This is a genomic window from Rhizobium sp. LC145 (assembly GCF_001005825.1).
GTDB lineage: Bacteria > Pseudomonadota > Alphaproteobacteria > Rhizobiales > Rhizobiaceae > Neorhizobium.
Window position 1 is genome coordinate 64,580 of record NZ_LBHV01000010.1, and the last position, 25,681, is coordinate 90,260.

22 protein-coding genes are annotated in these 25,681 nt (G+C 60.7%); 14 read left to right on the forward strand and 8 right to left on the reverse strand.

What is annotated here, in order from left to right; translation table 11 throughout:
• Positions 1-23 precede the first annotated feature (23 nt).
• On the reverse strand, positions 24-845 hold the full coding sequence (locus YH62_RS23365) for a pyruvate, water dikinase regulatory protein (RefSeq protein ID WP_046796710.1): 822 nt from the start codon (positions 843-845) through the stop codon (positions 24-26).
• 402 nt (positions 846-1,247) lie between these two features.
• On the opposite strand from YH62_RS23365, the gene hemE reads away from it, so the two are divergent.
• The 8 genes from hemE (at position 1,248) to YH62_RS23405 (ending at position 9,925) form a co-directional block, all read left to right on the forward strand.
• A complete protein-coding gene (gene hemE, locus YH62_RS23370) occupies positions 1,248-2,282 on the forward strand; it encodes a uroporphyrinogen decarboxylase (protein ID WP_046796711.1) in 1,035 nt (344 codons plus the stop codon).
• Positions 2,283-2,287: 5 nt separating this feature from the next.
• The gene (gene hemJ, locus YH62_RS23375; RefSeq protein WP_046796823.1) at positions 2,288-2,824 is read left to right on the forward strand and encodes a protoporphyrinogen oxidase HemJ; all 537 of its coding nucleotides are present in this window, start codon (positions 2,288-2,290) and stop codon (positions 2,822-2,824) included.
• Between the two features lie 198 nt (positions 2,825-3,022).
• Positions 3,023-4,288: a transcription termination factor Rho gene (gene rho / locus YH62_RS23380; protein WP_137326768.1), complete on the forward strand. Its 1,266-nt coding sequence runs from the start codon at positions 3,023-3,025 to the stop codon at positions 4,286-4,288.
• A gap of 76 nt (positions 4,289-4,364) precedes the next feature.
• Entirely contained in the window at positions 4,365-5,669 is a 1,305-nt protein-coding gene (gene mnmE / locus YH62_RS23385) for a tRNA uridine-5-carboxymethylaminomethyl(34) synthesis GTPase MnmE (protein WP_046796713.1), read from the forward strand.
• Between the two features lie 41 nt (positions 5,670-5,710).
• Positions 5,711-7,591, forward strand: coding sequence for a tRNA uridine-5-carboxymethylaminomethyl(34) synthesis enzyme MnmG (mnmG, locus tag YH62_RS23390; protein ID WP_046796714.1), 1,881 nt, complete (start codon positions 5,711-5,713; stop codon positions 7,589-7,591).
• Positions 7,591-8,202 carry a 16S rRNA (guanine(527)-N(7))-methyltransferase RsmG gene (gene rsmG, locus YH62_RS23395; RefSeq protein WP_046796715.1) on the forward strand — a complete coding sequence of 204 codons (612 nt, stop codon included), beginning with the start codon at positions 7,591-7,593 and terminating at the stop codon, positions 8,200-8,202. Before mnmG ends, rsmG begins: the two co-directional genes overlap by 1 nt.
• A 22-nt stretch (positions 8,203-8,224) precedes the next feature.
• A complete protein-coding gene (locus tag YH62_RS23400) occupies positions 8,225-9,016 on the forward strand; it encodes a ParA family protein (RefSeq protein ID WP_046796716.1) in 792 nt (263 codons plus the stop codon).
• 27 nt (positions 9,017-9,043) lie between these two features.
• Entirely contained in the window at positions 9,044-9,925 is an 882-nt protein-coding gene (locus YH62_RS23405; protein WP_046796717.1) for a ParB/RepB/Spo0J family partition protein, read from the forward strand.
• Positions 9,926-9,985: 60 nt separating this feature from the next.
• Here the strand turns inward: YH62_RS23405 and holA are convergent, their stop codons facing one another.
• Genes holA through leuS form a run of 3 tightly spaced genes read right to left on the reverse strand, consistent with a single transcriptional unit; the run spans position 9,986 to position 14,185 of the window.
• On the reverse strand, positions 9,986-11,026 hold the full coding sequence (holA, locus tag YH62_RS23410) for a DNA polymerase III subunit delta (protein WP_046796718.1): 1,041 nt from the start codon (positions 11,024-11,026) through the stop codon (positions 9,986-9,988).
• A complete protein-coding gene (locus YH62_RS23415) occupies positions 11,014-11,565 on the reverse strand; it encodes a hypothetical protein (RefSeq protein WP_245282165.1) in 552 nt (183 codons plus the stop codon). Before YH62_RS23415 ends, holA begins: the two co-directional genes overlap by 13 nt.
• Complete coding sequence (gene leuS, locus YH62_RS23420) at positions 11,555-14,185, reverse strand: leucine--tRNA ligase (RefSeq protein ID WP_046796720.1); 2,631 nt, start codon at positions 14,183-14,185, stop codon at positions 11,555-11,557. Before leuS ends, YH62_RS23415 begins: the two co-directional genes overlap by 11 nt.
• Before the next feature lie 180 nt (positions 14,186-14,365).
• On the opposite strand from leuS, the gene YH62_RS23425 reads away from it, so the two are divergent.
• Both YH62_RS23425 and YH62_RS23430 read left to right on the forward strand, forming a co-directional pair.
• Positions 14,366-15,025 carry a YggS family pyridoxal phosphate-dependent enzyme gene (locus YH62_RS23425; protein ID WP_046796721.1) on the forward strand — a complete coding sequence of 220 codons (660 nt, stop codon included), beginning with the start codon at positions 14,366-14,368 and terminating at the stop codon, positions 15,023-15,025.
• 86 nt (positions 15,026-15,111) lie between these two features.
• Positions 15,112-17,046 (forward strand): propionyl-CoA synthetase, encoded by a 1,935-nt coding sequence (locus YH62_RS23430; protein ID WP_046796722.1) that lies wholly within the window; start codon positions 15,112-15,114, stop codon positions 17,044-17,046.
• A 60-nt stretch (positions 17,047-17,106) separates the two neighbouring features.
• Here the strand turns inward: YH62_RS23430 and YH62_RS23435 are convergent, their stop codons facing one another.
• Positions 17,107-17,814: a DUF1013 domain-containing protein gene (locus tag YH62_RS23435; protein ID WP_046796723.1), complete on the reverse strand. Its 708-nt coding sequence runs from the start codon at positions 17,812-17,814 to the stop codon at positions 17,107-17,109.
• A gap of 343 nt (positions 17,815-18,157) precedes the next feature.
• Here YH62_RS23435 and acs point away from each other — a divergent pair, with 343 nt between their 5' ends.
• Positions 18,158-20,110, forward strand: a complete 1,953-nt coding sequence (gene acs, locus YH62_RS23440) for an acetate--CoA ligase (RefSeq protein WP_046796724.1) — start codon at positions 18,158-18,160, stop codon at positions 20,108-20,110.
• A gap of 36 nt (positions 20,111-20,146) precedes the next feature.
• Here acs and YH62_RS23445 read toward each other — a convergent pair whose 3' ends face one another.
• The 3 genes from YH62_RS23445 to YH62_RS23455 all read right to left on the reverse strand — a co-directional run bounded on the left by YH62_RS23445 (position 20,147) and on the right by YH62_RS23455 (position 21,404).
• A complete protein-coding gene (locus YH62_RS23445) occupies positions 20,147-20,491 on the reverse strand; it encodes a nuclear transport factor 2 family protein (RefSeq protein ID WP_046796725.1) in 345 nt (114 codons plus the stop codon).
• A 31-nt stretch (positions 20,492-20,522) separates the two neighbouring features.
• Positions 20,523-20,984 carry a thermonuclease family protein gene (locus YH62_RS23450; RefSeq protein ID WP_046796824.1) on the reverse strand — a complete coding sequence of 154 codons (462 nt, stop codon included), beginning with the start codon at positions 20,982-20,984 and terminating at the stop codon, positions 20,523-20,525.
• A 201-nt stretch (positions 20,985-21,185) separates the two neighbouring features.
• Positions 21,186-21,404 carry a DUF1674 domain-containing protein gene (locus tag YH62_RS23455; protein WP_046796726.1) on the reverse strand — a complete coding sequence of 73 codons (219 nt, stop codon included), beginning with the start codon at positions 21,402-21,404 and terminating at the stop codon, positions 21,186-21,188.
• Positions 21,405-21,511: 107 nt separating this feature from the next.
• Here YH62_RS23455 and htpX point away from each other — a divergent pair, with 107 nt between their 5' ends.
• The 3 genes from htpX to YH62_RS23470 all read left to right on the forward strand — a co-directional run bounded on the left by htpX (position 21,512) and on the right by YH62_RS23470 (position 25,658).
• Positions 21,512-22,474: a zinc metalloprotease HtpX gene (gene htpX / locus YH62_RS23460; protein ID WP_046796825.1), complete on the forward strand. Its 963-nt coding sequence runs from the start codon at positions 21,512-21,514 to the stop codon at positions 22,472-22,474.
• 11 nt (positions 22,475-22,485) lie between these two features.
• On the forward strand, positions 22,486-23,877 hold the full coding sequence (locus tag YH62_RS23465; protein WP_046796727.1) for a transcription antitermination factor NusB: 1,392 nt from the start codon (positions 22,486-22,488) through the stop codon (positions 23,875-23,877).
• A gap of 98 nt (positions 23,878-23,975) precedes the next feature.
• Complete coding sequence (locus YH62_RS23470; protein WP_046796728.1) at positions 23,976-25,658, forward strand: heparinase II/III family protein; 1,683 nt, start codon at positions 23,976-23,978, stop codon at positions 25,656-25,658.
• The last annotated feature ends 23 nt before the right edge of the window (positions 25,659-25,681 follow it).

The window sequence follows — 25,681 nt, forward strand, 5'->3', positions numbered from 1 at the left end:
TCCTCCTCGGATGATCGTCTCGCTTAGCGCAGCTTCAGGCGCAGCGCAACGATGGCCGCCGCCGTCTCTTCGATCGAGCGATGGGTGACGTCTATGACCGGCCAGTTGTGGCGGGCGCATAAAGCGCGCGCATATTTTAGCTCTTCGTTGGTGGGGGGGCGGTCCGTATAATGTTGCCGGTCAAAGCCTTGCGTGGTTCCGAGTTCCCGGTTTTCACGAACCTGGGAGATCCGGTTTGTGGTCGCCACCAGACCGACGATCAGCGGGCGCGTAGCGCGGAACAGATTTTCGGGAAGCTCCATGCCCGGAACGATCGGGATATTGGCGGTCTTGATGCCCCGATTGGCGAGATAGATGCTGGTGGGTGTTTTAGACGAGCGGCTGACGCCGACCAGAACCACATCCGCCTCGTCGTAATCCTCCGGCATCTGGCCGTCATCGTGATCCATGGTGAAGTTGAGCGCCTCAATGCGTGCGAAATAATCTGCATTCAAGGCATGTTGCGCGCCCACCCGGCGGCGGGAAGGCGCACCGAGATAGGCCTGAAAAGTGGCCATGATCGGTTCCAGAACGTTGACGCAGGGAATGCCGAGTTCGCGGCAGCGCCCGTCGAGAAGCTCTGCGAGTTCCTGATCGACCAGGGTATAGAGCAGGATGCCGGGCTCGCGATCCACCGCATCCAGGACCGCCAGGAGCTGCTGGCGATTTCGAATCAGAGGATAGACGTGCTCGATCGCCATGGACGCTTGAAACTGCACGGAAGCAGCCCGCCCCGCGGAGATGAGAGTCTCTCCCGTGGAGTCAGAAATGAGGTGCAGATGGAAGAAGTTTTTTTTGTTCTCCACGCTAATCCTTGCCCTTTGTTGAAAACCGGGGAGAGGTGGACGATGTTTCCGGCCGGGAGTTCAGCATGCGGGAAAACTGCCTGTTTTTCCACATTCGGCGCTCCGGTTCATGAGGAATTCGGCTTCTTGTGAGTTGCGGGGATTAACCGAGGTGGCTTTCAATTCTTCCACATATTCTCCACAGCCAAGTGCCTACTATCAGCATAGCCATCATTCTGGAATCCCGACAGGAATCGAACTCCTCCACAAGAGCGGAAGACTTGAGGAATTGTTTTTCCTCCTTCCCTGACGATGGCGGCAGATCGTCGCGTTTTCTGTGAGCTGCGTTTAATCCTTGCTACCCACAGACTCTAAGAAATAGAAACCTATTCAAATTTCCTTTTTTTAATTGGGGAGAACACATTGACCGGCGCACCCCGGAAGATCGTCGAAGTGCTGGAAGGCAAAACAGTGAGCCCTCCCCCGATCTGGCTGATGAGACAGGCGGGGCGCTATCTCCCCGAATATCGCGAGACACGCGCGAAGGCCGGAGGCTTCCTCGATCTCTGTTATTCCCCCGAGCTTGCCGTCGAGGTGACGCTACAGCCGATCCGGCGGTATGGCTTCGACGCGGCAATTCTCTTTTCCGATATCCTAGTCATTCCCGATGCCTTGAAACGGAATGTCCGTTTCGTCGAAGGCGAAGGCCCGCGCATGGACCCGATCGATGAGGGAGCCATCCGGCTCTTGAATGGTGACGGCGTCCTGGATCATCTCGCTCCGGTCATCGAGACTGTGCGGCGGCTGAGGAGGGAACTGCCGGAAGAAACCGCCCTGCTGGGCTTCTGCGGCGCACCGTGGACGGTCGCGACCTACATGATCGCCGGCCGGGGGACACCCGACCAGGCGCCTGCCCGTCTCTTCGCCTATCGCTTTCCGCAGGCTTTCGAACAGCTTCTGAGCTTGCTTGCGGAGATTTCGGCCGAATATCTGATCGAGCAGATCGATGCCGGCGCCGATGCGGTGCAGATTTTCGATTCCTGGGCGGGTGTACTGGGCGAACGGGAATTCGAGGCCTATGCGGTCAAGCCCGTGGCCCGGATGATCGAGATCGTGCGGAACCGCAGGCCGCAGGCGAAAGTCATCGCATTTGCCAAGGGCGCCGGTATGAACCTCAAGGATTATCGCCGCAAGACCGGCGCTGATGCGATCGGGCTCGATTGGTCCGTTCCGCTTTCCTTTGCCGCTGAACTTCAAAAAGACGGGCCGGTGCAGGGCAATCTCGATCCGATGCGGGTGGTTGCCGGAGGCGTTTCGCTGACCGAAGGGGTCGATGCCATACTGCAGGCGCTCGGTAACGGGCCGCTGATCTTCAATCTCGGCCACGGGATCACGCCGGAAGCCGATCCCGCTCATGTGGCGGAGCTCGTGGAGCGCGTGCGGGGGATGCGGCCGTGACCGAGATCGAGAAACAGACATCGGAAAAGGCGGGCAGCCGGGCTTCGGCGCGCGCCTTCACAGCACTTGCGGTTTTCGCGGGCATTCTGGCGGCGCTGTATTTCTGGCAGCCGGAAAATTTCTATCTCTGGGTCAAGGCCTTCCATGTGATCGCGGTGATCTCTTGGATGGCGGGCCTCTTCTACCTGCCGCGGCTTTTCATCTATCACAGCGATGCCGAGCCCGGTTCGCAGCAATCCGAGATCTTCAAGGTGATGGAGCGGCGACTGCTCAAGATCATCATGAACCCGGCGATGATGCTGACCTGGATGTTCGGGCTCTATCTCGCCTGGGATGTCTACGGATTTCGCGGCGGCTGGCTGCATGCCAAGATCGGGCTCGTCGTCCTGATGACAGTCGTGCATGTGTTCTTCAGCCGCGCGGTGCGGAATTTTGCCGCCGACGGCCCCCGTAAACCCCCGCGCCATTGGCGGCTGATGAACGAGCTGCCGACCCTGCTGATGATCGCCATCGTGATCCTGGTCGTCGTCAAACCATTCTGACAGCGTTCATCTGTTGCGGTTTGTTGAGGAAGATTTGCACCTCCCCCTCTTGCGGCGCTTTCCATGAGTCGCTATTTTCGCCCCATCTCATCTCGTGGCATGCGTGTTAATCTCATCGCTCCCGGATCATTTTCCGCGGTGGCGAATTTCCCCTACACGCCTGACTTCCCCCTTAAAATCTCAACGTGGTCCCCCTTCATGGCTGAAATGAAGCTTCAAGAACTCAAAAACAAATCGCCGACCGATTTGCTGACCTTTGCCGAATCGCTCGAGGTCGAGAACGCCAGCACGATGCGCAAGCAGGAGCTGATGTTCGCAATCCTCAAAATGCTGGCAAGCCAGGACGTCGAGATCATCGGCGAAGGCGTAGTCGAGGTCTTGCAGGACGGATTCGGTTTCTTGCGTTCGGCCAATGCCAATTACCTGCCGGGTCCCGACGATATCTACATCTCTCCTTCGCAGATCCGCCGCTTCTCGCTGAAGACCGGCGATACGGTGGAAGGCCCGATCCGCGGGCCGAAGGAAGGCGAGCGCTACTTTGCCCTTCTGAAGGTCAACACGATCAATTTCGACGACCCGGAAAAGATCCGTCACAAGGTTCACTTCGACAACCTGACGCCGCTTTACCCGAACGAGCGGTTCAAGATGGAACTCGACGTTCCGACCTCCAAGGACCTTTCCGCCCGCGTCATCGACCTCGTGGCACCGCTCGGCAAGGGGCAGCGCGGGCTGATCGTGGCGCCGCCGCGCACCGGTAAGACCGTTCTCCTGCAGAACATCGCCCATTCCATCACCGCCAATCATCCGGAATGCTATCTCATCGTTCTTCTGATCGACGAACGCCCGGAAGAAGTGACCGATATGCAGCGTTCCGTGCGCGGCGAGGTGGTCTCCTCGACCTTCGATGAGCCGGCGGTTCGTCACGTTCAGGTCGCCGAAATGGTGATCGAAAAGGCTAAGCGCCTCGTCGAGCACGGCCGCGACGTCGTCATCCTGCTCGATTCGATCACGCGCCTGGGGCGTGCCTACAACACCGTGGTGCCCTCCTCCGGCAAGGTTCTGACCGGTGGTGTGGATGCCAATGCCCTGCAGCGCCCGAAGCGCTTCTTCGGTGCCGCCCGCAATATCGAGGAAGGCGGTTCGCTGACCATCATCGCGACCGCGCTCATCGATACCGGCAGCCGCATGGACGAAGTCATCTTCGAAGAGTTCAAGGGCACCGGCAACTCGGAAATCGTGCTGGACCGCAAGGTGGCCGACAAGCGCATCTTCCCGGCCATGGATATCCTCAAATCCGGCACCCGCAAGGAAGACCTTTTGGTGCCGCGCCAGGATCTCCAGAAGATTTTCGTCCTCCGCCGCATTCTCGCACCGATGGGAACGACCGACGCGATCGAGTTCCTCATTGATAAGCTGAAGCAGACGAAGAACAATGGCGACTTCTTCGACTCGATGAATACCTGATCCTTAGCCGGATTCCGCTTTCTACGAAGCGCTCGGCCACTGGTCGGGCGCTTTTTGATTTAACGGTTCGAAAATCATGGTCAGCTCCGCCGATACGATATTCGCTCTTTCCAGCGGTAACCTACCCGCCGGCGTTGCCGTGATCCGTATAAGCGGCCCTACCGCCTTCTCAGCGGCTGAAGCGCTTGCGGGCGTGCTGCCGGCGCCGCGGCTTGCGCAGCTGAAAAAGATTCGCAACCGTAACGGACTGCTGCTCGACCAGGCGCTTGTGGTGATCTTCCCTTCTCCCAATTCGTTTACGGGTGAAGATTGCGTGGAATTCCACCTGCACGGCAGCAAAGCGGTGGTTTCTGCCGTGTTTGCCGAGCTTGGCGATATAGCTGGGCTTCGGATGGCCGAAGCCGGGGAATTTTCGCGGCGGGCTTTCGAAAACGGTAAGCTCGATCTCGTGGAGGCGGAAGGCCTGGGCGATCTGATTGCGGCCGAAACCGAGATGCAGAGGCGACTTGCCGTCGAGGAGGGTTTCGGCGGCCAGTCGGTGCTTTATGCCGGTTGGGCTGAGCGCCTCACGCGGGCGCGTGCCCTTATCGAAGCCGAGCTCGATTTCGCCGATGAGGACGATGTTCCGGGCTCCGTTTCCGAGCAGGTGTGGAGCGATGTGGCCCGCCTGCGTGATGAGATCGAGGGCCATATAGGCTCGTCGAAATCGGGAGAGATTATCCGCGACGGGTATAAGGTGGTGATCGCCGGGCCGCCCAACGCCGGAAAGTCGAGCTTGTTGAACACGCTCGCGAAGCGGGATGTGGCGATCGTCACCGAGATCGCCGGCACGACGCGCGATATCCTGCATGTGGATCTCGACATGGAAGGCTACCTCGTTCGCTTCTTCGATACGGCGGGACTGCGTGAGACAGGCGATCTCGTGGAGCAGGAAGGCGTTCGCCGCGCGAGGCGCGCAATGGAGGAAGCCGATCTCGTTCTGCTGGTGGAGGAGATCGATTCGTATCCGGAACAAAGTGTCATACCCGAAGGAAAACAGGTTCTCCGGATCGGCAGTAAGCTGGATCGCCACAAGAGCGCCGATACCTATGATATTTGCCTTTCCGTTCATACGGGAGAGGGATTGGAGAAGCTTCGGGAGAGGATTCTGGGAAATCTCCGGGGCCTATGGGCCGGCTCGACGATGCCGAGCCGCGCCCGTCATTGCGATTTTCTCAAACAGGCTTCCAATTCGATCCAGGAAGCTCTAAATGGCAGCCAACTCGACTTGAGAGCCGAGAACCTCCGGGCTGCGGCAAGTGCATTGGGCCGTATCACCGGACGGGTGGATGTGGAGCAATTGCTCGACGTCATCTTTTCGCAATTCTGTATCGGCAAATGATTCACGTGAAACATGGGTGATTGCCGCGGATAGGACCGATCATGGCAACGGCTTATGATGTGATCGTTATCGGAGGTGGGCATGCGGGCTGCGAAGCAGCCAGCGCGGCCGCGCGGCTGGGCGCCAGGACGGCGCTCATCACCCATAAAAAAGAGACGATCGGCGTCATGTCCTGCAACCCCGCAATCGGCGGGCCTGGCAAGGGCCATCTCGTCCGCGAGGTCGATGCGCTTGACGGATTGATGGGACGCGTCGCGGACGCGGCCGGCATTCAGTTCCGGCTTCTGAACCGCAAGAAGGGGCCGGCCGTGCGCGGACCCCGCACCCAGGCGGACCGGAAGCTTTATCGGCTCGCCATGCAGGCCGAGATAAATGCCCAGGAAAACCTGACGGTCATCGAGGGCGATGCCTTCGATATCTCGATCGACAACGGGCGGGTGACGCAGGTTTCGCTGCAGGACGGGCGGAGCTTTGCCTGCGGAGCGGCGGTGCTGACAACCGGAACCTTCCTCCGGGGCCTGATTCATATCGGTGACCGGAAGATTCCGGCTGGCCGGGTGGGTGAAGAGCCTTCGCTCGGCCTTTCCGCGACCTTGGCCCGGTTCGGGCTCAGCCTCGGGCGCCTGAAGACCGGGACGCCTGCACGTCTGGACGGGCGAACGATCGACTGGAACTCCATCGACCGTCAGGCGGCTGACGAAGAGCCCGTTCCATTCTCGTTCATGACGGACCGCATTGCCAATCCGCAGATAGAATGTGGCGTCACACGCACGACCGATGCGACCCACAGGATCATCTCAGACAATATCCATCGCTCGGCCATGTATTCCGGGCAGATCGAGGGAGTGGGTCCCCGCTATTGCCCGTCGATCGAGGACAAGATCGTCCGCTTCGGCGAGCGCGACGGTCATCAAGTGTTCCTGGAGCCGGAGGGGCTGGACGATCACACCGTCTATCCCAATGGTATTTCCACCTCGCTTCCCGAGGACGTTCAGGAAGCTTTCATCCGCACCATACCGGGGCTCGAAAAGGTGGCGATCCTGCAGTCGGGCTACGCGATCGAATACGATCACGTCGATCCGCGCGAATTGACCCCTGCCCTGGAGGTCCGGAAGATACCGGGACTTTTCCTCGCCGGACAGATCAACGGGACGACCGGTTATGAGGAAGCGGCGGCGCAGGGATTGGTCGCGGGCATGAACGCCGCGCGAAGCACGAGCGGTGAATGGGCATACCACTTCAGCCGAGCCGAATCCTACATCGGCGTTATGATCGATGACCTGACGTCCCGTGGGGTCACGGAACCTTACCGGATGTTCACCTCGCGGGCGGAATACCGGTTGTCCCTTCGCGCCGACAACGCGGATCAAAGGCTGACACCGCTTGGCATCCAATTGGGGATCGTGGGCACCGCCCGTCGGGAAAAATTCGATCTCTTCGAAGCTTCGATGAATGCCGGGCGAGAGACGCTTCGCAACTTGAGCCTGACGCCGAACGAAGCATCTCGTCATGGATTGAAGCTCAATCAGGATGGTCAACGTCGATCTGGATACGATCTTCTTGCCTATCCCGATATTACCTTTGGGCACCTGTATACGATCTGGCCGGAACTTAGCCGGATTCCGGGCAAAGTCAGCGAGGCCCTGGAGATCGAGGCTTCCTATGCCGTTTACATGGAGCGCCAAGCTGCCGACATCGCTACGGTCCGTCGGGACGAAGCGCGTGTTATCCCGCAAGGCTTTGATTTCAATGGTCTTCCTGGCTTGTCGAACGAACTCAGGCAGAAGCTGACCGCCGCGGCTCCACGAAATCTGGCGCAAGCGGCGAAGGTGGATGGGATGACCCCGGCTGCTCTCGCACTCATTCTGGCATTGTTGCGGAAAGCAGATATGGCTTCCGATCGCGCGATACGAGTCTCCTGATGCAACTTAACGGAAAGAGTGTTTCACGTGAAACGCAGGAGCGATTGGAGCATTTTGCACGATTGTTCCAGAAATGGGCCAAGTCCATAAATCTCGTGGCTCCCTCCACCCTGGATGAGCTCTGGACACGCCATATTGCGGACAGCGCCCAGATATTTCAGCTCGCTCCCCGACCGTTGCGATGGATGGATCTCGGCTCGGGCGGGGGTTTTCCGGGGGTCATAACGGCCATTTTCCTTGCGGAATTGCAGGATGGCTGGGTGCATCTTGTCGAAAGCAACCAGAAAAAGGCCGCATTCCTGCGTGTTGCCTTGAACGAGACCGGCGCGCGAGGTTCTGTCCACGCGGTCAGAGTCGAAGACACCGATGTCTCCATTCCGGCCTGCGACTGCATCTCCGCGCGCGCCTTGGCGGAGCTGAACCAGCTTCTCGCTTATATTTCTCAGCGAATGATCGGTACGGAAACAAGAGCCTTTTTCCATAAAGGGCGGGATTACGCGGCTGAAGTCGATAAAGCACGTGGTCGATGGGAGTTTGATCTGATAAAACATCCCAGCGCCGTCGAAGCGGATTCCGTGATTCTGGAGATAAGCAACCTACGGCGCAGGTAACTTCAACGTCGTCAGGTGCGGCATGTTCGAAAAAAACCGGATTATCACCATTGCCAATCAAAAGGGCGGTGTCGGTAAGACGACCACGGCCATCAATCTCGCGACCGCACTTGCGGCGATCGGGGAACGTGTACTGATCGTTGATCTGGACCCGCAGGGAAATGCGAGTACCGGCCTCGGGATCGATCGCCGGGATCGGAAGCTTTCCTCCTACGATCTTCTGATGGGCTATAGCGACGTCACCGAGACTGCGTTGGACACGGCGGTCCCGAATCTCTCGATCGTGCCCTCGACGATGGATCTTCTCGGTTTCGAATCCGAAATCGCCCAGCAGCCTGATAGGGCTTTCAAACTGCGCCGCGCTTTGAATTCGGAAGCAGCGAGCAATTATTCCTATGTCCTGCTGGATTGCCCGCCCTCTTTCAATCTCCTGACCATGAATGCCATGGCGGCGGCCCATTCGATCCTTGTCCCTCTGCAATGCGAGTTCTTCGCCCTGGAAGGGTTGAGCCAACTTCTCGAAACGGTCAATCAGGTGCGGCAGACGGTCAATCCGACCCTGGATATCCAGGGAATAGTGCTGACGATGTTCGATTCGCGCAACAACCTTGCCCAGCAGGTCGTCAGCGATGTGCGGACTTACTTGGGCGAGAAGGTCTATCATACGCTTATTCCGCGAAATGTTCGCGTATCGGAAGCCCCTTCCTATGGCAAGCCGGCCATTCTCTATGATTTGAAATGCGCAGGCAGTCAGGCCTATCTTCAATTGGCTTCCGAAGTGATCCAGCGCGAGCGCAGACGCAAGGCTGCCTGATAGATAAGACGAGACGGATGAAGCACGATGAATGACGATCTTTCGAAACGGCGCCTCGGGCGCGGCCTAGCGGCGCTGATTGGGGAGATGGATCAGCCGCTTCCCGCGGACACCGGCCCGCAGCAGACGGTCAATCCCGATCGGGCTGTGCCGATCGAACATGTCTCGCGCAATCCGAAGAACCCGCGCCGGCAGTTCGACGAGAATGAGCTCCAGGATCTGGCAAGCTCGATCAGGCAGCACGGGATCGTTCAGCCCGTCGTGGTGCGCCCCAGAGGCGAGCGCTTCGAGATCATAGCCGGTGAGCGGCGCTGGCGGGCTGCCCAGCTCGCCGGGCTCATCGATATCCCTGTCATCGTGCGCGATGTGGACGACCGGACGGCGCTCGAGCTTGCGATCGTCGAGAACGTTCAGCGCTCGGATCTCAATCCGGTCGAAGAGGCATTGGGTTACGAGCAGTTGATTGCCGAGCATGGATATACCCAGAACGATCTCGGCGAAATCATCGGCAAGAGCCGCAGCCATGTGGCCAATAGCCTGCGTCTTCTCAAGCTTCCAGCGCCGGTGATGGATATGCTTTCCGCCGGCAGCCTCTCCGCCGGCCATGCGCGCGCGCTGATCACCACATCCGATCCGGTTTCGCTGGCCCGCACGATCGTCGCCAAGGGAATGTCGGTTCGCGATGCGGAGCGGCTCGCGCAGAACGATATCAAGGCGCAGAACGAACCTGCGTCCGCGGGAAGGACCGAACAGAAGGATTCCGATACGCTCGCTCTCGAGCGCACGCTTTCCGACTCGCTCGGCCTCGATGTGAAGATCAATCATCGCGGTGGGGGTGGGCAGGTGCGGATCAGCTATCGCACGCTTGAGCAGCTGGAAGAAATCTGCCGCCTTCTGGAACGGCGTTAAGCCGCCAACATCTGAATCAGATTGGACTTTTCGGACGCTGTGAGCCCCACCGGCGGCGGGTCAGGACATCGAGCGGCTTGACTGCAAGGCCGTCGCCATCAACACCTGAAAGGCGATGTTCGGCTCCAGGCTCTGTCTCCGGCGCGATTGGAGAATGGCTGCCTGCAAGCGGGCCGTCTCGCGGGCGAGCGCTGCGGCGTTCCAATTTCTAAGCGCTTTTTCGACGATGGGCTTTCGCTTGAAATGGATATGGCGGCCGAGCGTCGCCATGACCTGGCCGCTCTGCATCTTCTTCTCATCCATCTCGCTGCGCATCAGGTCCAGCATCTGGAACTGTTTAAGGCAGGCCTGCAGAACAAGGAAAACGGGGGTCTTGGACACCAGAACCTTCTGCAACGCGTGGTGAAAGGCCGGCAGATCACCGCTGAGCACGGCGTCGACGACCTCGTCGGTGGAGATGGCGCTGGCATCACCTATAATTTCATCTACTTGAATTTCTTCAATAATCTGCATTCCGCGGCAGTAGAGCGCGAGTTTGCGGATCTCGTTTCGGGAGGCTGCCCTGTCGCCGCCCAGGAGCTCAAGGAGACGCTGGCGCGCCGGAGAACTTATCTTCAATCCTTCGGCCGCGAGTTCTGTATCGATCAGCGAGTTCAATGCGCGCGCGTCATCGGCATAGCAGGGGATGACGGCGATCGACCTTGCGGGCTCGACGATCTTGCGCAGACCGCTTCCCTTCTTGAGGTCGCCGGCCTCGATGATGAGGTTGTTCGCCGGCGGCGGACCATCGGCCAGGACTTGAACCGCATCAAGCAGAGGCTTTTCGTTCGCTGCTCCGCGAAGCCAGACCAGCTTGGCGCCGCCAAACAAGCCAAGGGAATTGACCTCATCCAGCAGGCGCCCGGGATCGCCCTGAAGATCGGAAACATCGAGCTTCAGCATGGAGAATGGATCGTCTGCCGAAACACCGGTCTTGCCGGCAATCTGAGCCGCGCGTTCCGAAACGAGCCCTCTGTCGGGCCCGTAGATGACGAAAATCCGATAGAGTTCCGCGCCCTTCTGGATGAAACGGTCGAACTCGTGGGACTTTATTTCTGCCATGTGACCGGTTGCGGCTGTGGCTCACGGGCAATAACCGCGGCAAGATCGGCGCGGACGAATTCGGCAACCTCGCGGGCAGCGCGGTCCTCGGCATCGCGAATTGCGCGCAGCTTGGCGAATTCCTGCCTGGAGATATCCATCAGGGCGGTAACCTGACGTCTGCCGGATCTCAGCACCTGGCCATCGCTGACGCGAGAAAGCGAATAGGTGGCGAACACCGTGACGCGGCCCGGCATGCCCAGCCTGTCCTCGTCGTCGAGAACGTCGATATACTGGGAGGTCACGTCAAGCTTGACGTCATAATCCGCCTTCGCCGGCTCCCCGGCGCCGCCGGAGGTCAGGAAGATCAGATGATTGCGGACAGCCTGTTCGACCCGGTTATCCGCGTGTGAGAAGGAGATCGCGGCGAGGCGCTGGGCCGTCCCGGAGGCTTCCGAATAGAGCGGGCGGACCTGGCATCCGGCAATGACGGCAAGCGCCGAGAGACCGGCCGCCACGGCAAGGGCTTTGGGAAACCTGTGAAAGAAGTCACACGACAATGTTCACGATCCTCTGTGGGACGACGATGATCTTTTTGGGCGCCCGGCCGTCAAGAGCCGCCTTCACCGCATCCAGCGCCAGAACCGCAGCTTCGACGGCACTTTGATCCGCGTCGCGGGCAATTGTCAATTCGCCGCGTTTCTTGCCGTTGATCTGGATCGGCAGCGTGACGTCGTTCTCGACCACGAGGGTTTCGTCATAGGCGGGCCATGGGGTGCGGCTGACCATTTCGGCATTGCCGAGCACGGCCCAGCATTCCTCGGCCAGATGCGGCGTCATGGGTGCAACGACCTGGACGAGGATTTCCGCGGCTTCGCGCACGGCGGCGCGATAGGTCGGATCTCCCTCACCCGAGGCCACCTTCGCCAAGGGAGCGGCAAGGGTGTTCACCAGCTCGTAGATGCGCGCCACGGCCCTGTTGAAGGAGAGCCTATCGTAATCTTCCTGAACCGCCTTCAGCGTCTTGTGCGCCGCCTGCGAAATAGGCAAGGCTTCGCCATTCTTAGCCGGATTCGGCTTAACGCCGACGAGATTCCCGGAGGCTTCCGAAATCAGACGCCAGAGGCGCTGAGTGAAACGGTGAGCGCCTTCGACGCCCGCCTCGGACCAGATGACGTCGCGATCCGGCGGCGAATCCGACAGAACGAAGAAGCGGGCTGTGTCGGCGCCGTAGGAGGCGATGATATCGTCCGGATCGACGACATTCTTCTTCGATTTCGACATCTTCTCGATCGAGCCGATCGAAATTTCCTCGCCATCGGACAGCAGGAAGGCGCGGCGCTTGCCGTCTATCTCTTCGATGCGGATCTCCGCCGGCGATACCCACTCGCCGTTCTGGCCAGTGCCGCGGCGATAGGTTTCGTGCACGACCATTCCCTGGGTGAACAGTCCCTTGAAGGGCTCCTTCACGTCCAAGTGACCTGTTTCACGCATGGCGCGGGTGAAGAAGCGCGAATAGAGCAGGTGCAGGATCGCATGCTCGATGCCGCCAATATACTGATCGACCGGCAGCCAGCGGTCAGCGACAGCCGGATCGGTGGGAGCGTCCTCACGCGGTGCCGTGAAGCGGGTGTAATACCAGCTCGAATCGACGAACGTATCCATGGTGTCGGTTTCGCGCCGCGCATCCTTGCCGCAGTTCGGGCAGGCGACGTGTCGCCAAGTGGCATGGCGGTCGAGCGGGTTGCCCGGCTGATCGAAGGTGACGTCCTCGGGCAGCTCGACCGGCAGATCCTTCTTCGGAACGGGCACGACCCCGCAATCGTCGCAGTGGATGACCGGGATCGGGCAGCCCCAATAGCGCTGGCGGGAAATGCCCCAGTCACGCAGGCGGAAGTTCACCTTGCGCTCGCCTTGCGGCTGGTTGCCGAGCAACGTGCTCTCCAGCTTTTCCGCGACGAGTTCGAAGGCGTCCGTGGTCGATTTGCCGTCGAGGAAACGCGAGTTGATCATCACGCCGTCATCGACATAAGCCGTATCGCCGATCTCGAAGGTGGCGGCGTCGCCATCCTTCGGCATGACCACGGGAACGACGGGCAGGCCGTATTTGCGCGCGAAATCCAGGTCGCGCTGGTCGCCGGAGGGGCAGCCGAAGATCGCGCCGGTGCCGTATTCCATCAGCACGAAGTTCGCCACATAGACGGGCAGTTCCCAGGAGGGATCGAGCGGATGCTTCACGCGAATACCGGTATCGATGCCCTTCTTCTCGGCCGTTTCGAGGGCGGCGAGAGAGGTGCCGTGCCGCCGGCACTCCTCGGCAAAGGCCTCGATAGCCGGATTCTTCTCCGCTGCCGCTCGGGCGAGCGGATGATCGGCGGCAATGGCGAGGAAGGAGGCACCGAACAAGGTGTCCGGCCGGGTGGTGTATACGGTGACCTCGGTTTCGCCGGCAGGTGCGGTCGAGGGCACGATTTCCCAGCGGACCGCCATGCCTTCGGAGCGGCCAATCCAGTTCTTCTGCATCAGCCGGACCTTTTCAGGCCACTGATCGAGCGTATCGAGCTCGTCCAGCAGATCCTGGCTGAAATCGGTGATCTTGAAGAACCACTGCACCAGCTCGCGCTGCTCCACCAGCGCGCCTGAGCGCCATCCGCGACCGTCGATGACCTGTTCGTTCGCCAGAACGGTGTGGTCGACCGGGTCCCAGTTGACCTTGGACTTCTTGCGGTAGACGAGGCCCTTTTCCATCATGTCCAGGAAGAGTGCCTGCTGGCGGTGATAATATTCCACGTCGCAGGTGGCGAATTCGCGGGACCAGTCGAGCGACAAGCCCATGGCCTTGAGCTGCGTCTTCATCGAGGCGATGTTCTGGTAGGTCCAGGATTTCGGGTGCACCTTGTTGTCGCGTGCGGCATTCTCCGCCGGCATGCCGAAAGCGTCCCAGCCCATCGGGTGCAGCACGTTGAAACCGCGGGCGCGCTTGTAGCGCGCCACCACGTCGCCCAGCGCGTAGTTGCGCACATGGCCCATGTGGATGCGGCCCGAAGGATAGGGGAACATCTCGAGGACGTAATACTTCTCGCGCGGATCGCCGTTGTCGGTTTCGAAAACCTTCGCCTCGTTCCACTTCTGCTGCCAACGAGGCTCGGCATCGCGCGGATTGTAACGTTCAGTCGCCATTTCGATGATATTCCGGGAAAATCTGGATAAAAGAGTCGGGCGAGACCTTCACCATGAAACCCCGCAAGCGTCAAGTTTTACGGGCTCGGAAGGGTTCAAAGTTTCGAGCGGAACGCCCTTGGCAGCCGCTTATATGAGCGCTAATCGCTCACTCGGCAAGAAATGCGGAAAGGTCGGATCATGAGCGTGGAAGAGCGGTTGCAGGATGTGAAGGCGCGGATCGGCAAGATGGAGCGCCAGGCTGGCAGATCGCAAGGGTCCGTCACCCTTGTTGCCGTCTCCAAGACTTTCGATGCGGAGCAGATCCGGCCGGTGATCGCCGCCGGGCAGCGCGTGTTCGGCGAGAACCGCGTGCAGGAAAGCCAAGGCAAATGGCCGGAGCTGAAGGCGGAAACGCCGGATATCGACCTGCACCTGATCGGGCCGCTGCAATCCAACAAGGCGGCGGACGCGGTGAAGCTCTTCGACGTGATCGAGACCGTGGACCGGGAAAAGATCGCGCGCGCGCTGGCTGACGAGATGAACAAGCAAGGAAAGGCGCCGCGGCTCTATGTGCAGGTGAACACCGGTCTGGAGCCGCAGAAGGCAGGCATCGAACCGAAGCGGACGGCCTCCTTCGTTGATTTCTGCCGCGATGAACTCGGGCTTTCGATCGAGGGACTGATGTGCATTCCGCCGGCGGAGGAAAATCCCGGTCCGCACTTCGCGCTGCTTGCGAAGCTCGCCAAGCAATGCGGTCTCGAGAGGCTGTCGATGGGCATGTCCGGGGATTTCGAAACCGCCGTCGAATTCGGCGCCACCAGCGTGCGTGTCGGCTCGGCGATCTTCGGGGCCCGCTGAGCCTAAAGCTTTCGTCGGGGTTTCCCGCACCTCCACCGCACCCTAGATTGCTCTCCTCAGGCAGCGCAATGTAACGGGAGGTGCAGATGCAAAGCCGCTATTTCGATGCTTACGAAGGCTGGAAGGCCGATCCGGAGCGGTTTTGGGAGAAAGCCGCCGAAGCGATCGACTGGTTCAGGCCGCCGGCGAAGATCTTCGACAGGGATCAGGGCGTCTATGGCCGCTGGTTCACCGGCGGAGAGACGAACACCTGCTACAACTGCCTCGATCGCCATGTTGCCGCCGGGCGTGGAGAGCGGCGCGCTTTCATCTATGACAGCGCGATGACGGGCAAGCAGAAGAGCTTCACCTATCGCGAGGTCCTTACCGAGGTGAAAGCCATCGCGGCGGTATTGCGCGATCTCGGTATCGGCAAGGGCGACCGGGTGGTCATCTACATGCCGATGGTGCCGGAAGCGGTGTTTTCCATGCTCGCCTGCGCGCGGCTCGGAGCCATCCACTCCGTCGTTTTCGGCGGGTTTGCGGCGCAGGAGCTCGCAGCGCGCCTCAATGATTCGGAGGCGAAACTGGTGATCAGCGCCAGTTGCGGACTGGAGCCCGGTCGAGTGATTGCTTACAAGCCGCTGCTGGATCAGGCGATCGAACTTGCGCGTGTGAAGCCCGCGCACTGCCTCGTTCTGCAGAGAGAGGAGCTTCAGGCGGAACTGCTGCCCGGACGGGACCTCGATTTTGCCGATGCCGTAGCGGCCGAAAGGGCCAAGGGCACCGATGTGGAATGCACGCCCGTGCTGGCCACCGACCCGCTTTACGTGCTCTACACATCCGGCACGACCGGCCAGCCGAAGGGCGTGGTGCGCGACAATGGCGGGCACATGGTGGCGCTTCACTGGAGCATGGAGAACGTCTTCGGCGTGAAGCCCGGCGAGGTCTTCTGGGCCGCTTCAGACATCGGCTGGGTGGTAGGCCATTCCTATATCGTCTACGGGCCGCTGCTTGCCGGCAATACCAGCGTGATCTTCGAAGGCAAGCCGGTGGGCACGCCGGATGCCGGAACCTATTGGCGGGTCATCAGCGATCACGACGTGAAGGTGATGTTCACCGCGCCGACCGCCTTCCGGGCGATCCGGCGCGACGATCCAGCCGGGGAACTGGTCTCCAAATACGATCTTTCGGGTTTCAGAGCCCTGTTTCTGGCGGGAGAGCGGGCCGATACGGAAACGCTGAAATGGGCCGAGGAGAGGCTGAAGGTTCCGGTGATCGACCATTGGTGGCAGACCGAAACCGGATGGCCGGTCGTCGCCAATCCGGTGGGGCTCGGGCTGATGCCGCTCAAATACGGTTCGCCGACGCGTCCCCTGCCCGGCTATGCGCTCGAGGTGCTGGACGATGACGGCAAGCCGCTGCCGGCAGGCACGCTCGGCAATATCGTCATCCGGCTGCCGCTGCCGCCCGGTTGCCTCGTCAGCTTCTGGAATGCGGACCAGCGGTTCCGCGAAACCTGCCTTGCGGAATTCCCGGGCTACTACAAGACCGCCGATGCCGGGCTGATCGACGAGGATGGCTATCTTTTCGTGATGGCGCGCACCGACGACATCATCAACTGTGCGGGCCACCGGCTTTCCACGGGTGCCATGGAAGAGGTCTGCGCCAAGCATCCGGACGTGGCCGAATGCGCGGTCATCGGCGTCAGGGACGAGGTGAAGGGGCAGATCCCCTGCGGCTTCCTCGTTCTCAAAAACAGGGTTTCACGGGAAACATCGGCGATCGCCAGGGAAGTGGCCGACCTGGTGCGCAATGAGATCGGCCCGGTGGCCGCCTTCAAAACCGTGATGGTGGTGCCGAAGCTTCCGAAGACACGATCGGGAAAGATCCTGCGGGGCACGATGCAGAAGATCGCCGATGAGATGCCCTGGACGATGCCGGCGACCATCGAGGATGCGGCGGTTCTCGACGAGATCACAGCCGTTCTCAAGGCGAACGGCTACGCCCAAGGCGGCGGTGGTTTCAGGCAAAGCGCCTGAAAAACAAAAGGCCCCGGAAGCGATCCGGGGCCTTGAACAGGCAAGAGGAGGCGGCCCTTCTCAGAAGTTTTCGTCCTCGTCCTCTTCGGGACGGTTGGACTTCAGCGAGCTGAGCTTTGCGAAGACCGCATCCGCATCGATTTCCTTTTCTTCCTCGCGCTCGCCGCGATAACCGAAATCGAGGTTCTCGGTTTCCGCCGCCGGCTGCAGCGAAGCGCCGAGCTCGGCCGCGCTTGGCAGCGGACGGCCCTTGGAGGCCTTTTCCACCTCGAGATCGAGATCGATCTGGCTGCAGAGGCCAAGCGTTACAGGGTCCATCGGCGTCAGGTTGGCGGAGTTCCAGTGGGTCCGTTCGCGAATCTGCTCGATCGTCGACTTGGTGGTGCCGACGAGGCGGGAAATCTGCGCATCCTTGAGTTCAGGATGATTGCGCACCAGCCAGAGGATGGCGTTGGGGCGATCCTGGCGCTTGGAAACCGGGGTATAGCGCGGGCCGCGGCGCTTCGATTCCGGCACACGAACCTTCGGCTCGGAGATCTTCAGCTTGTAGTTCACATCCGCCTCGCCGCGGGCGATCTCGTCACGGGAAAGCTGGCCGGTGGCTATGGGGTCGAGGCCCTTGATGCCCTGCGCCGCTTCGCCATCGGCAATCGCCTTCACCTCGAGCGGGTGCAGCTTGCAGAACTGGGCGATCTGGTCGAAGGAAAGGGCCGTGTTATCGACCAGCCAGACGGCCGTTGCCTTCGGCATGAGCAGTTGTTGAGCCATGGATATAGTTCCTCTGTCCGTCCGCGCCGGTGTCGCGGGCCGTGGGTATCAACCACAATTTCCGGGAATTAATGGCGCCTCTATAACCGGATTGAGACAGAATTGCAAATGTTTGAAACAGGCTTCGGCCCCTGGGACGCATCACCTCCAGAGAAAAATGAGGCGAGGCCTCAAGCCGTTGTTTTGACGCATGCCGCGGCCGGAAAAACAGGCTCTCACGTTTCCGCGACCTGCCTTCATGGACCATTTGTCTAATTGCCGCTCTTGCTTCACCTGTTATGAATGCCTCACATATCGCTGACGGTTCGGTGCATCGTCGTCGATGACAAGCAGGGAGGAATTCATGTCCGAAAAAGTCTATCCGGTTCTCAAGTCCGCAAAGGCAAAGGCTCTCATCGACAAGGCCAAATATGAGAAGTGGTACGAGGACAGCATTGAGAATCCGGACAAGTTCTGGGGCAAGCACGGCAAGCGCATCGACTGGTTCAAGCCCTATACCAAGGTCAAGAACACCTCGTTCAAGGGCAAGGTCTCGATCAAGTGGTTCGAGGACGGACAGACCAATGTTTCCTACAACTGCATCGACCGGCATTTGAAGAAGCACGGGGAACGCACTGCCATCATCTGGGAGGGCGACAATCCCTATATCGACAAGAAGATCACCTATAACGAGCTCTACGAGGCGGTCTGCCGGCTGGCCAACGTGTTGAAAAAGCACGGCGTCAAGAAGGGCGACCGCGTTACCATCTATATGCCGATGGTCCCGGAAGCGACCTATGCGATGCTCGCCTGCGCACGCATCGGCGCGGTGCATTCGGTGGTATTCGGCGGCTTTTCCCCGGATGCATTGGCTGGCCGCATCGTCGACTGCCAGTCGACCTTCGTGATCACCTGCGACGAGGGTGTTCGCGGCGGCAAGCCGATACCGCTCAAGGAGAATACGGACAAGGCCATCGAGATTGCGGCGCGCCAGAACGTGACGGTCGACAAGGTGCTCGTCGTGCGGCGCACCGGCGGCAAGACCGGTTGGACGTCCGGCCGCGACCTCTGGTACCATCAGGAAACCGCCGGCGCGAAGGCGCATTGCGAGCCGGTGAAGATGAAGGCGGAAGATCCGCTTTTCATCCTCTATACCTCGGGTTCCACCGGCAAGCCGAAAGGCGTTCTGCACACCACGGGCGGCTATCTCGTCTATGCCGCGATGACCCACGAATATGTCTTCGACTATCAGGATGGCGACATCTACTGGTGCACGGCGGATGTCGGCTGGGTAACCGGCCATTCCTATATCGTCTACGGACCGCTGGCGAACTGCGCCACCACGCTGATGTTCGAAGGCGTGCCGAACTTCCCCGACCAGGGGCGCTTCTGGGAGGTCGTGGACAAGCACAAGGTCAACATCTTTTATACCGCGCCGACCGCGATCCGCGCGCTGATGGGCGCCGGCGACGAGTTCGTCAAGCGCTCCTCCCGCAAAAGCCTGCGTCTGCTCGGCACGGTCGGCGAACCGATCAATCCGGAAGCCTGGGAATGGTATTATCACGTGGTGGGCGACGGCCGTTCTCCGATCGTGGACACCTGGTGGCAGACGGAAACGGGCGGCCATATGATCACCCCGCTGCCGGGTGTCACCGATCTGAAGCCCGGTTCGGCGACGAAGCCCTTCTTCGGGGTGAAGCCGGAACTCGTCGACAATGAAGGCAAGGTGCTGGAGGGGCCGGCGGACGGCAATCTCTGCATCGCCGATAGCTGGCCCGGCCAGATGCGCACCGTCTATGGCGACCACGAGCGTTTCGTGGAGACCTATTTCTCCACCTATAAGGGGAAATATTTTACCGGCGACGGCTGCCGGCGCGACGAGGACGGCTATTACTGGATCACCGGCCGCGTCGACGACGTGCTGAACGTCTCCGGCCACCGCCTCGGAACCGCGGAAGTGGAATCGGCGCTCGTCTCCCACGAGCTCGTCTCGGAAGCGGCTGTCGTGGGCTATCCGCACAATATCAAGGGCCAGGGCATCTACTGCTATGTGACGCTGATGGCGGGACAGGAAGGCAATGACGAGCTTCGCCAGGAACTGGTGAAGCATGTACGCCAGGAAATCGGTCCGATCGCCACACCCGACAAGATCCAGTTTTCGCCGGGCCTGCCGAAGACCCGTTCGGGCAAGATCATGCGCCGTATCCTGCGAAAGATCGCCGAGGACGACTTCGGTTCGCTCGGCGATACTTCCACACTCGCCGATCCCGGCGTGGTGGAGGATCTCATCGCCAACCGGCAGAACAAAGCGGGCTGAATTCGCGCGTCTTGCCGTTTCTCACGGAGCGGTAAATCAGGCGATCGGCGTCTGCTGGTGCTGGATGATCCGCCACTCGCCCGCGTGGCGGACATAGGTGGAGCTGCAGAAGGCCCAATAGGCGGGAGAACCCTGCCTGCGGCCTTCCGCCCTGTAGGCAAGAATCACGGTCTCGCCGTTGGCTTCCAGGCTGGATTGCTCGTCCAGCTTTACGCTCAGCCATCGAGGCGCCCCGTCGATACCGTTCAGGACGGCTTCCGCGCCCATGATCCCCGCGGGAGCCGGAAACACCATGATGCAATTCGGATGAAGCAGCTTCTCATAGGCCGGGGTGCCCTCCACCCATAGGCTTTGCTCAAATTTCCAGAAATCCTCGGCCATCGTTCCTCCAAAGGGCGTGGATCGAACAAGATCAATGATCGCCAAGGCTGGCGGTTCCGCAAACCTCGCGCGGCTTGCGGCCGCCGTCATAGCCGGTGACGAGACCGGCAAGCAGCAGGCGGTCGGCGGCGTTCACGCCGTCGGGGAGCATCACGTCCGCGACGATGCGGCCGAAATATTTATCGCCGGCGATGCGGGTGAGCTGAATTTTGCGTGAGCCTGAGGTGAGAGCCTCCAGTGCCTGACGGGCATTCAGCCCGGCATGGCGTATCGCCAGGCATTTCGAGCGGAGTTCCGGCGCATCGATGCCGCGAATGCGGACATAGACCTCGATCTTCTGCTGCGGCCATGGCTCTGCTTCGACAAGCAGGGTGTCGCCATCGATGACGCGGAGAATATGTGCCGCAACCGGTCCGGAAATCTCTTCGCGCGCGGCCGCCCCGGTGATCAGGGTCAGGAAAAGGCCGGCAAGAATCGGAAGCGACTTGACCATGAAAGGAATAAATTCCGACATGTGGCGTAAGTCAATAGGAATATTTACTTACGTTTCTGCCGTATCGTCACGGAAAACGGAAAACTTTCCTGCCGCTGCTTCAAAACATGTGCGCGAGCAAACATGCCGGGTTTGCGGCAAGCATGCCTGGAAGCAAAAGGTTTAAAGGCGAAGAGTGAAGCTGAAGGATCGCGGCACGTTCTAGAAATCGATGGCGCGGCCGTTGATTTCCCAATCGCCGAAACGCGCGGGATCGGCTCCACCGCGGCCGCCGAACTCCGGCGGCATCTTCGCGTGCATTTCACGCCGCCGCCGCTCTTCGGCCTCGTTCAGCGCGCGTTGCGCGGCGGGTGAAAGCGACTTTTTCGGCGCTGCGCCTTCCACCGTTGCTTCTATATTGTCGTTATCGGCATTCTGCATAGGTTGTGCTCCGCGGTTCGAATATTGAAAAATACCGCTGAATGACCACATCATAAGTCGTTCGCCGCCAGGAAGAAAGGCGGTGTCGGTTTTCGGGAGATATGACGATGAACGTGATGCGCACCGCCATGCTTCTGGCCTTCATGACCGCCTTGTTCATGGGCGTCGGATTTCTGATCGGCGGCCGGGGCGGGATGATGATCGCGTTGATCATGGCCGCGGCCATGAACCTCTTCTCCTACTGGAATTCCGACAAGATGGTGCTGCGGGCCTATGGCGCCCATGAAGTAGACGAGCGCAATGCGCCGGAACTCCATCAGATGATCCGGGATCTTTCGGCCAATGCCGGCCTGCCGATGCCGAAAGTCTATGTCTACGACAATCCGCAGCCGAACGCTTTCGCAACCGGCCGCAACCCGCAGAACTCCGCCGTTGCAGCCTCCACCGGTCTTCTGGAACGGCTGACGCATGAGGAAGTGGCGGGTGTGATGGCGCATGAGCTTGCGCATATCCAGAACCGCGACACGCTCACCATGACGGTTACAGCCACCCTTGCCGGCGCGATTTCCATGCTCGGCAACTTCGCCTTCTTCTTTGGCGGCAACCGGGAGAACAGCAATCCGCTCGGCTTCATCGGCGTGCTGCTCGCGATGATCGTCGCTCCGCTCGCTGCCATGGTGGTGCAGATGGCGATCAGCCGCACGCGCGAATATTCCGCCGACCGGCGCGGCGCGGAAATCTGCGGCAACCCGCTCTGGCTTGCCTCCGCGCTCGGCAAGATCGCCGGCGCCGCGCATGCGATCCCGAACTACGATGCCGAGCGCAACCCGGCAACCGCGCATGTGTTCATCATCAATCCGCTTTCCGGCGAGCGCATGGACAACCTGTTCTCGACCCACCCGAACACCGAAAACCGCATCGCCGCGCTCCAGCAGATGGCGGGCGAATTCGGGACCGGAGCCTCGACGGGGTCACTCGGGGCTGATAGACCGACCCGTACTTCGCGGTCGGTGCCGAATGCCGGCTGGGGCCGCGGTCCTTCCGAACCGCCCAAAGGCCCCTGGTCCTGAACGAGAACAAGTTGAACGACAGCAAGAAGAAGACTTCCAAGCCGCCGGTCCATAGCGGGAAACAAGCTTCCGCAAATCACGGTCCCGAGGCCAAGCCGGGTCTTGAGGTCCGAGCCACGGCTGCCAAGCTTCTGGCGGCCGTCGTGGATCGAAAGATATCGCTCGACGGTATGCTCGATCCCGCCCACGGCAATCCCGCCTACAAGGCGCTTAGCGAGGCGGACAGGGCGCTGACTCGGGCGATCCTCACCTCCGCGCTTCGCCATCTGCCGCGTCTCGAAGCGGCGATCAATTCCCTCATCGATACGCCGCTGCCGGAGGGCGCTCGGGCCCTGCATCACGTGCTGGTCGTCGCGGCGGCGCAGATCCTGCATCTCGACGTTCCTTCGCATGCGGCGGTTGATCTTGCCGTCGAGCAGGCTAATCGCGATCCGCGGAACCGGCGGTTTGCCAAGCTGGTGAACGCCGTACTGCGGCGGCTTGCGCGCGAGAAGGACGATATCCTAGCACGGACCGCTACGGTCTCCCCCCTGCCCGCCTGGTTCTCTGAACGGCTCTCGGCGGCCTATGGAAAGGAGCAGGCACACCGGATCGCCGAGGCGCAGCTCGAACCGCCGGCGATCGACCTGACGGTCAAGGCCGATCCGGAGCGCTGGGCTGCAAGGCTCGGAGGCAAGCTTTTGCCGACCGGCAGCATCCGTCTTCCGTCTTTCGAGGGTTCGGTCACCGCGCTCGAGGGGTTCGAGGAAGGCGCCTGGTGGGTGCAGGATGTGGCGGCCAGTATTCCGGCGAAACTCTTCGGCGAGCTCAAGGGCAAGCTGATCGCCGATCTATGCGCTGCACCGGGCGGCAAGACGGCGCAGCTCGCCGCTGCCGGCGCAAAAGTCATCGCCGTCGAACAATCGGCGAACCGGCTGGCGCGACTTGAAGAAAACCTGAAGCGCCTGAACCTCGATGCGCAGTTCATCGGAGCGGACCTCTTTACTTTCAGGCCGGATGCGCTGCTTGACGGCGTGCTTCTCGACGCGCCCTGCTCTTCCACCGGTACGACGCGGCGCCATCCGGACGTGCTGTGGACCAAGGGGCCCCGGGATATAGAAAAGCTCGCCGCGCTGCAGGAGAAGATGCTGCGCCATGCCATCACGCTGGTGAAATCCGGTGGCCTCGTCGTCTTCTCCAACTGTTCACTCGATCCCTCCGAGGGTGAGGATCTCGTCGCCCGGGTGCTTTCGGATACACCAGCCATCGAGCGCGTGCCGGTCGATCCCGGCGATTGGGCGGGCCTCGAAACGGCGATCTCGCCGCTCGGGGAGTTCCGCACCACTCCGGCAATGCTTCCGCCGGACGGGAGCTTCGCCGGAGGCATGGACGGCTTCTTCGCGTCCGTGCTGCGCGTACGGTAAGATTTTATTCACCATAGAGCCCCATTTTATTCACAGAGTCTAAAAGGTGCGTCGTCCCATGGGCGGCCGTAAATCCTGCGGAGTGTTTCAGTTTGGCCATGCAGCTCGCGGATCGTCGAAGGCTCGTTTCCTTCGGCTTGCGGGAACTCGGGCGGCGCCTTTGCCGGCGCACCGCCTCCTTGCGGCTGGCCTTGACGTCCTTCACGCTGAAAATTCCCGAACGGCTAATCGTCGCGCCCACGGACCTGCATTCGATAGACCTCTTCGTCGCCGAGGAGATACTCGAAGATCGCTTCCCGCTGGCCGGTACGGTGCTGACGACCTATGGGGAGTCCCCCTTCGCGGTGCAGCTTCCCTCGAAGATCTTCGCCGAGAGGCTGCATTCCTTCACCTGGCTCAGACATATCCGCGCCAACAAGACCGAGGAGGCTTGTGCACAGGCCCGCAGCATCGTTGCCGACTGGATCACGCTTCACGGGCGCAACCGCAGCGGCGTTGCCTGGGAGGCCAATGTCATGGCCGAAAGGGTCATCGCCTGGCTTTCCCATTCCACCGTGGTTCTGCAAGGCGCCGAAGCGGGCTTCTACCGTCGCTTCATGCGGAGCCTTGCCCAGCAGGTTCGATATCTGAAGAAGATAGCCGGCTGTGTTCCGGAAGGCGAAACGCGACTGAGGATACGCATCGCGCTCGCCATGGCCTCGATTTCGATGCCGACCCGCAATGCCTATATCCGCCGGGAGGGGCAGAAGCTCGACCGCGAGCTGGAGCGGCAGATCCTGGCCGATGGCGGGCATGTCTCGCGCAACCCGCGCGCCCTCCTTGATATCCTGATCGACCTCCTGCCGCTTCGCCAGACCTATATCAATCTCGGTCATGAACTGCCGCAGAAGCTCATTCCGACGATCGACCGCATGTATCCGGCTTTGCGCTTCTTCCGCCATCAGGATGGAGACCTCGCGCTTTTCAACGGCGCAAGCTCGACGCCCGCGAGCGAGCTGATGTCCGTGCTGCGCTACGATGAGACGGCGGGCAAGCCGTTCAAGTCGCTTCCGCACATGAACTATCATCGCCTGACCTCCGAGAACGAGACGGTCATCGTCGATACCGGACGCGCTCTATCGCCCGAACTTTCGCGCACGGCCCATGCGGGCTGCCTTTCCTTCGAGATGTCGGCAGGCCGCCATCGCTTCATCATCAACTGCGGCGCGCCGAAATTCGCCGGTCGCAATTATCGGACGATCGCAAGGGCGACGGCGGCCCATTCGACGGTGACGCTCAACGAGACCTCCTCCAGCCGGATCCTTCGCTCGCGGTTTTCCGGACCTTTCCTCATTTCCGGCGTCTCCAGGATTGAGGTGGAGCGTTCCGACGACCAGCACGGCAACGACTGGCTGCGCGCCCGGCACGACGGCTATGTCAGGCAGTTCGGCTATGTCCATGAGCGCGAGATCGGTCTCAGCCTCAAGGGAGGCAAGATCAAGGGCCACGACAGGCTGGTGCCGGCGGAAGGAGGGGGAGCATCCGATGAGCCGCTTCTGGCGACGGCGCGCTTCCATGTCCATCCGGTGATCCATCTTTCGAGGCAGGACGAGGAGAGCGTGACGATGCAGGCTCCGGATGGTGAAACCTGGGTCTTCTCCGCCCCAGGCCTTGCGGTGGCGATCGAGGAGGATATCTTCTTTGCAGATGCCTCCGGTTTCCGCCCCAGCCAGCAGCTGGTGATCGAGTTCTCGCCGCCCGCGGTGAGCGAAATCCGCTGGATGATGAGGCGGAGCGAATAGCGGTTTCCTCCCGGACGAGGCTG

Bases quoted from the DNA above. Each gene is read 5' to 3' on its own strand.
- YH62_RS23425 (WP_046796721.1), top strand. From the start codon at position 14,366: ATGAGCGTGGAAGAGCGGTTGCAGGATGTGAAGGCGCGGATCGGCAAG.
- htpX (WP_046796825.1), top strand. From the start codon at position 21,512: ATGAACGTGATGCGCACCGCCATGCTTCTGGCCTTCATGACCGCCTTG.
- YH62_RS23435 (WP_046796723.1), bottom strand. From the start codon at position 17,814: ATGGCTCAACAACTGCTCATGCCGAAGGCAACGGCCGTCTGGCTGGTC.
- rho (WP_137326768.1), top strand. From the start codon at position 3,023: ATGGCTGAAATGAAGCTTCAAGAACTCAAAAACAAATCGCCGACCGAT.
- rsmG (WP_046796715.1), top strand. From the start codon at position 7,591: ATGCAACTTAACGGAAAGAGTGTTTCACGTGAAACGCAGGAGCGATTG.
- YH62_RS23450 (WP_046796824.1), bottom strand. From the start codon at position 20,984: ATGGTCAAGTCGCTTCCGATTCTTGCCGGCCTTTTCCTGACCCTGATC.
- acs (WP_046796724.1), top strand. From the start codon at position 18,158: ATGTCCGAAAAAGTCTATCCGGTTCTCAAGTCCGCAAAGGCAAAGGCT.
- YH62_RS23445 (WP_046796725.1), bottom strand. From the start codon at position 20,491: ATGGCCGAGGATTTCTGGAAATTTGAGCAAAGCCTATGGGTGGAGGGC.
- YH62_RS23405 (WP_046796717.1), top strand. From the start codon at position 9,044: ATGAATGACGATCTTTCGAAACGGCGCCTCGGGCGCGGCCTAGCGGCG.
- holA (WP_046796718.1), bottom strand. From the start codon at position 11,026: ATGGCAGAAATAAAGTCCCACGAGTTCGACCGTTTCATCCAGAAGGGC.
- mnmE (WP_046796713.1), top strand. From the start codon at position 4,365: ATGGTCAGCTCCGCCGATACGATATTCGCTCTTTCCAGCGGTAACCTA.
- YH62_RS23470 (WP_046796728.1), top strand. From the start codon at position 23,976: ATGCAGCTCGCGGATCGTCGAAGGCTCGTTTCCTTCGGCTTGCGGGAA.
- YH62_RS23430 (WP_046796722.1), top strand. From the start codon at position 15,112: ATGCAAAGCCGCTATTTCGATGCTTACGAAGGCTGGAAGGCCGATCCG.
- leuS (WP_046796720.1), bottom strand. From the start codon at position 14,185: ATGGCGACTGAACGTTACAATCCGCGCGATGCCGAGCCTCGTTGGCAG.
- YH62_RS23455 (WP_046796726.1), bottom strand. From the start codon at position 21,404: ATGCAGAATGCCGATAACGACAATATAGAAGCAACGGTGGAAGGCGCA.
- YH62_RS23400 (WP_046796716.1), top strand. From the start codon at position 8,225: ATGTTCGAAAAAAACCGGATTATCACCATTGCCAATCAAAAGGGCGGT.
- mnmG (WP_046796714.1), top strand. From the start codon at position 5,711: ATGGCAACGGCTTATGATGTGATCGTTATCGGAGGTGGGCATGCGGGC.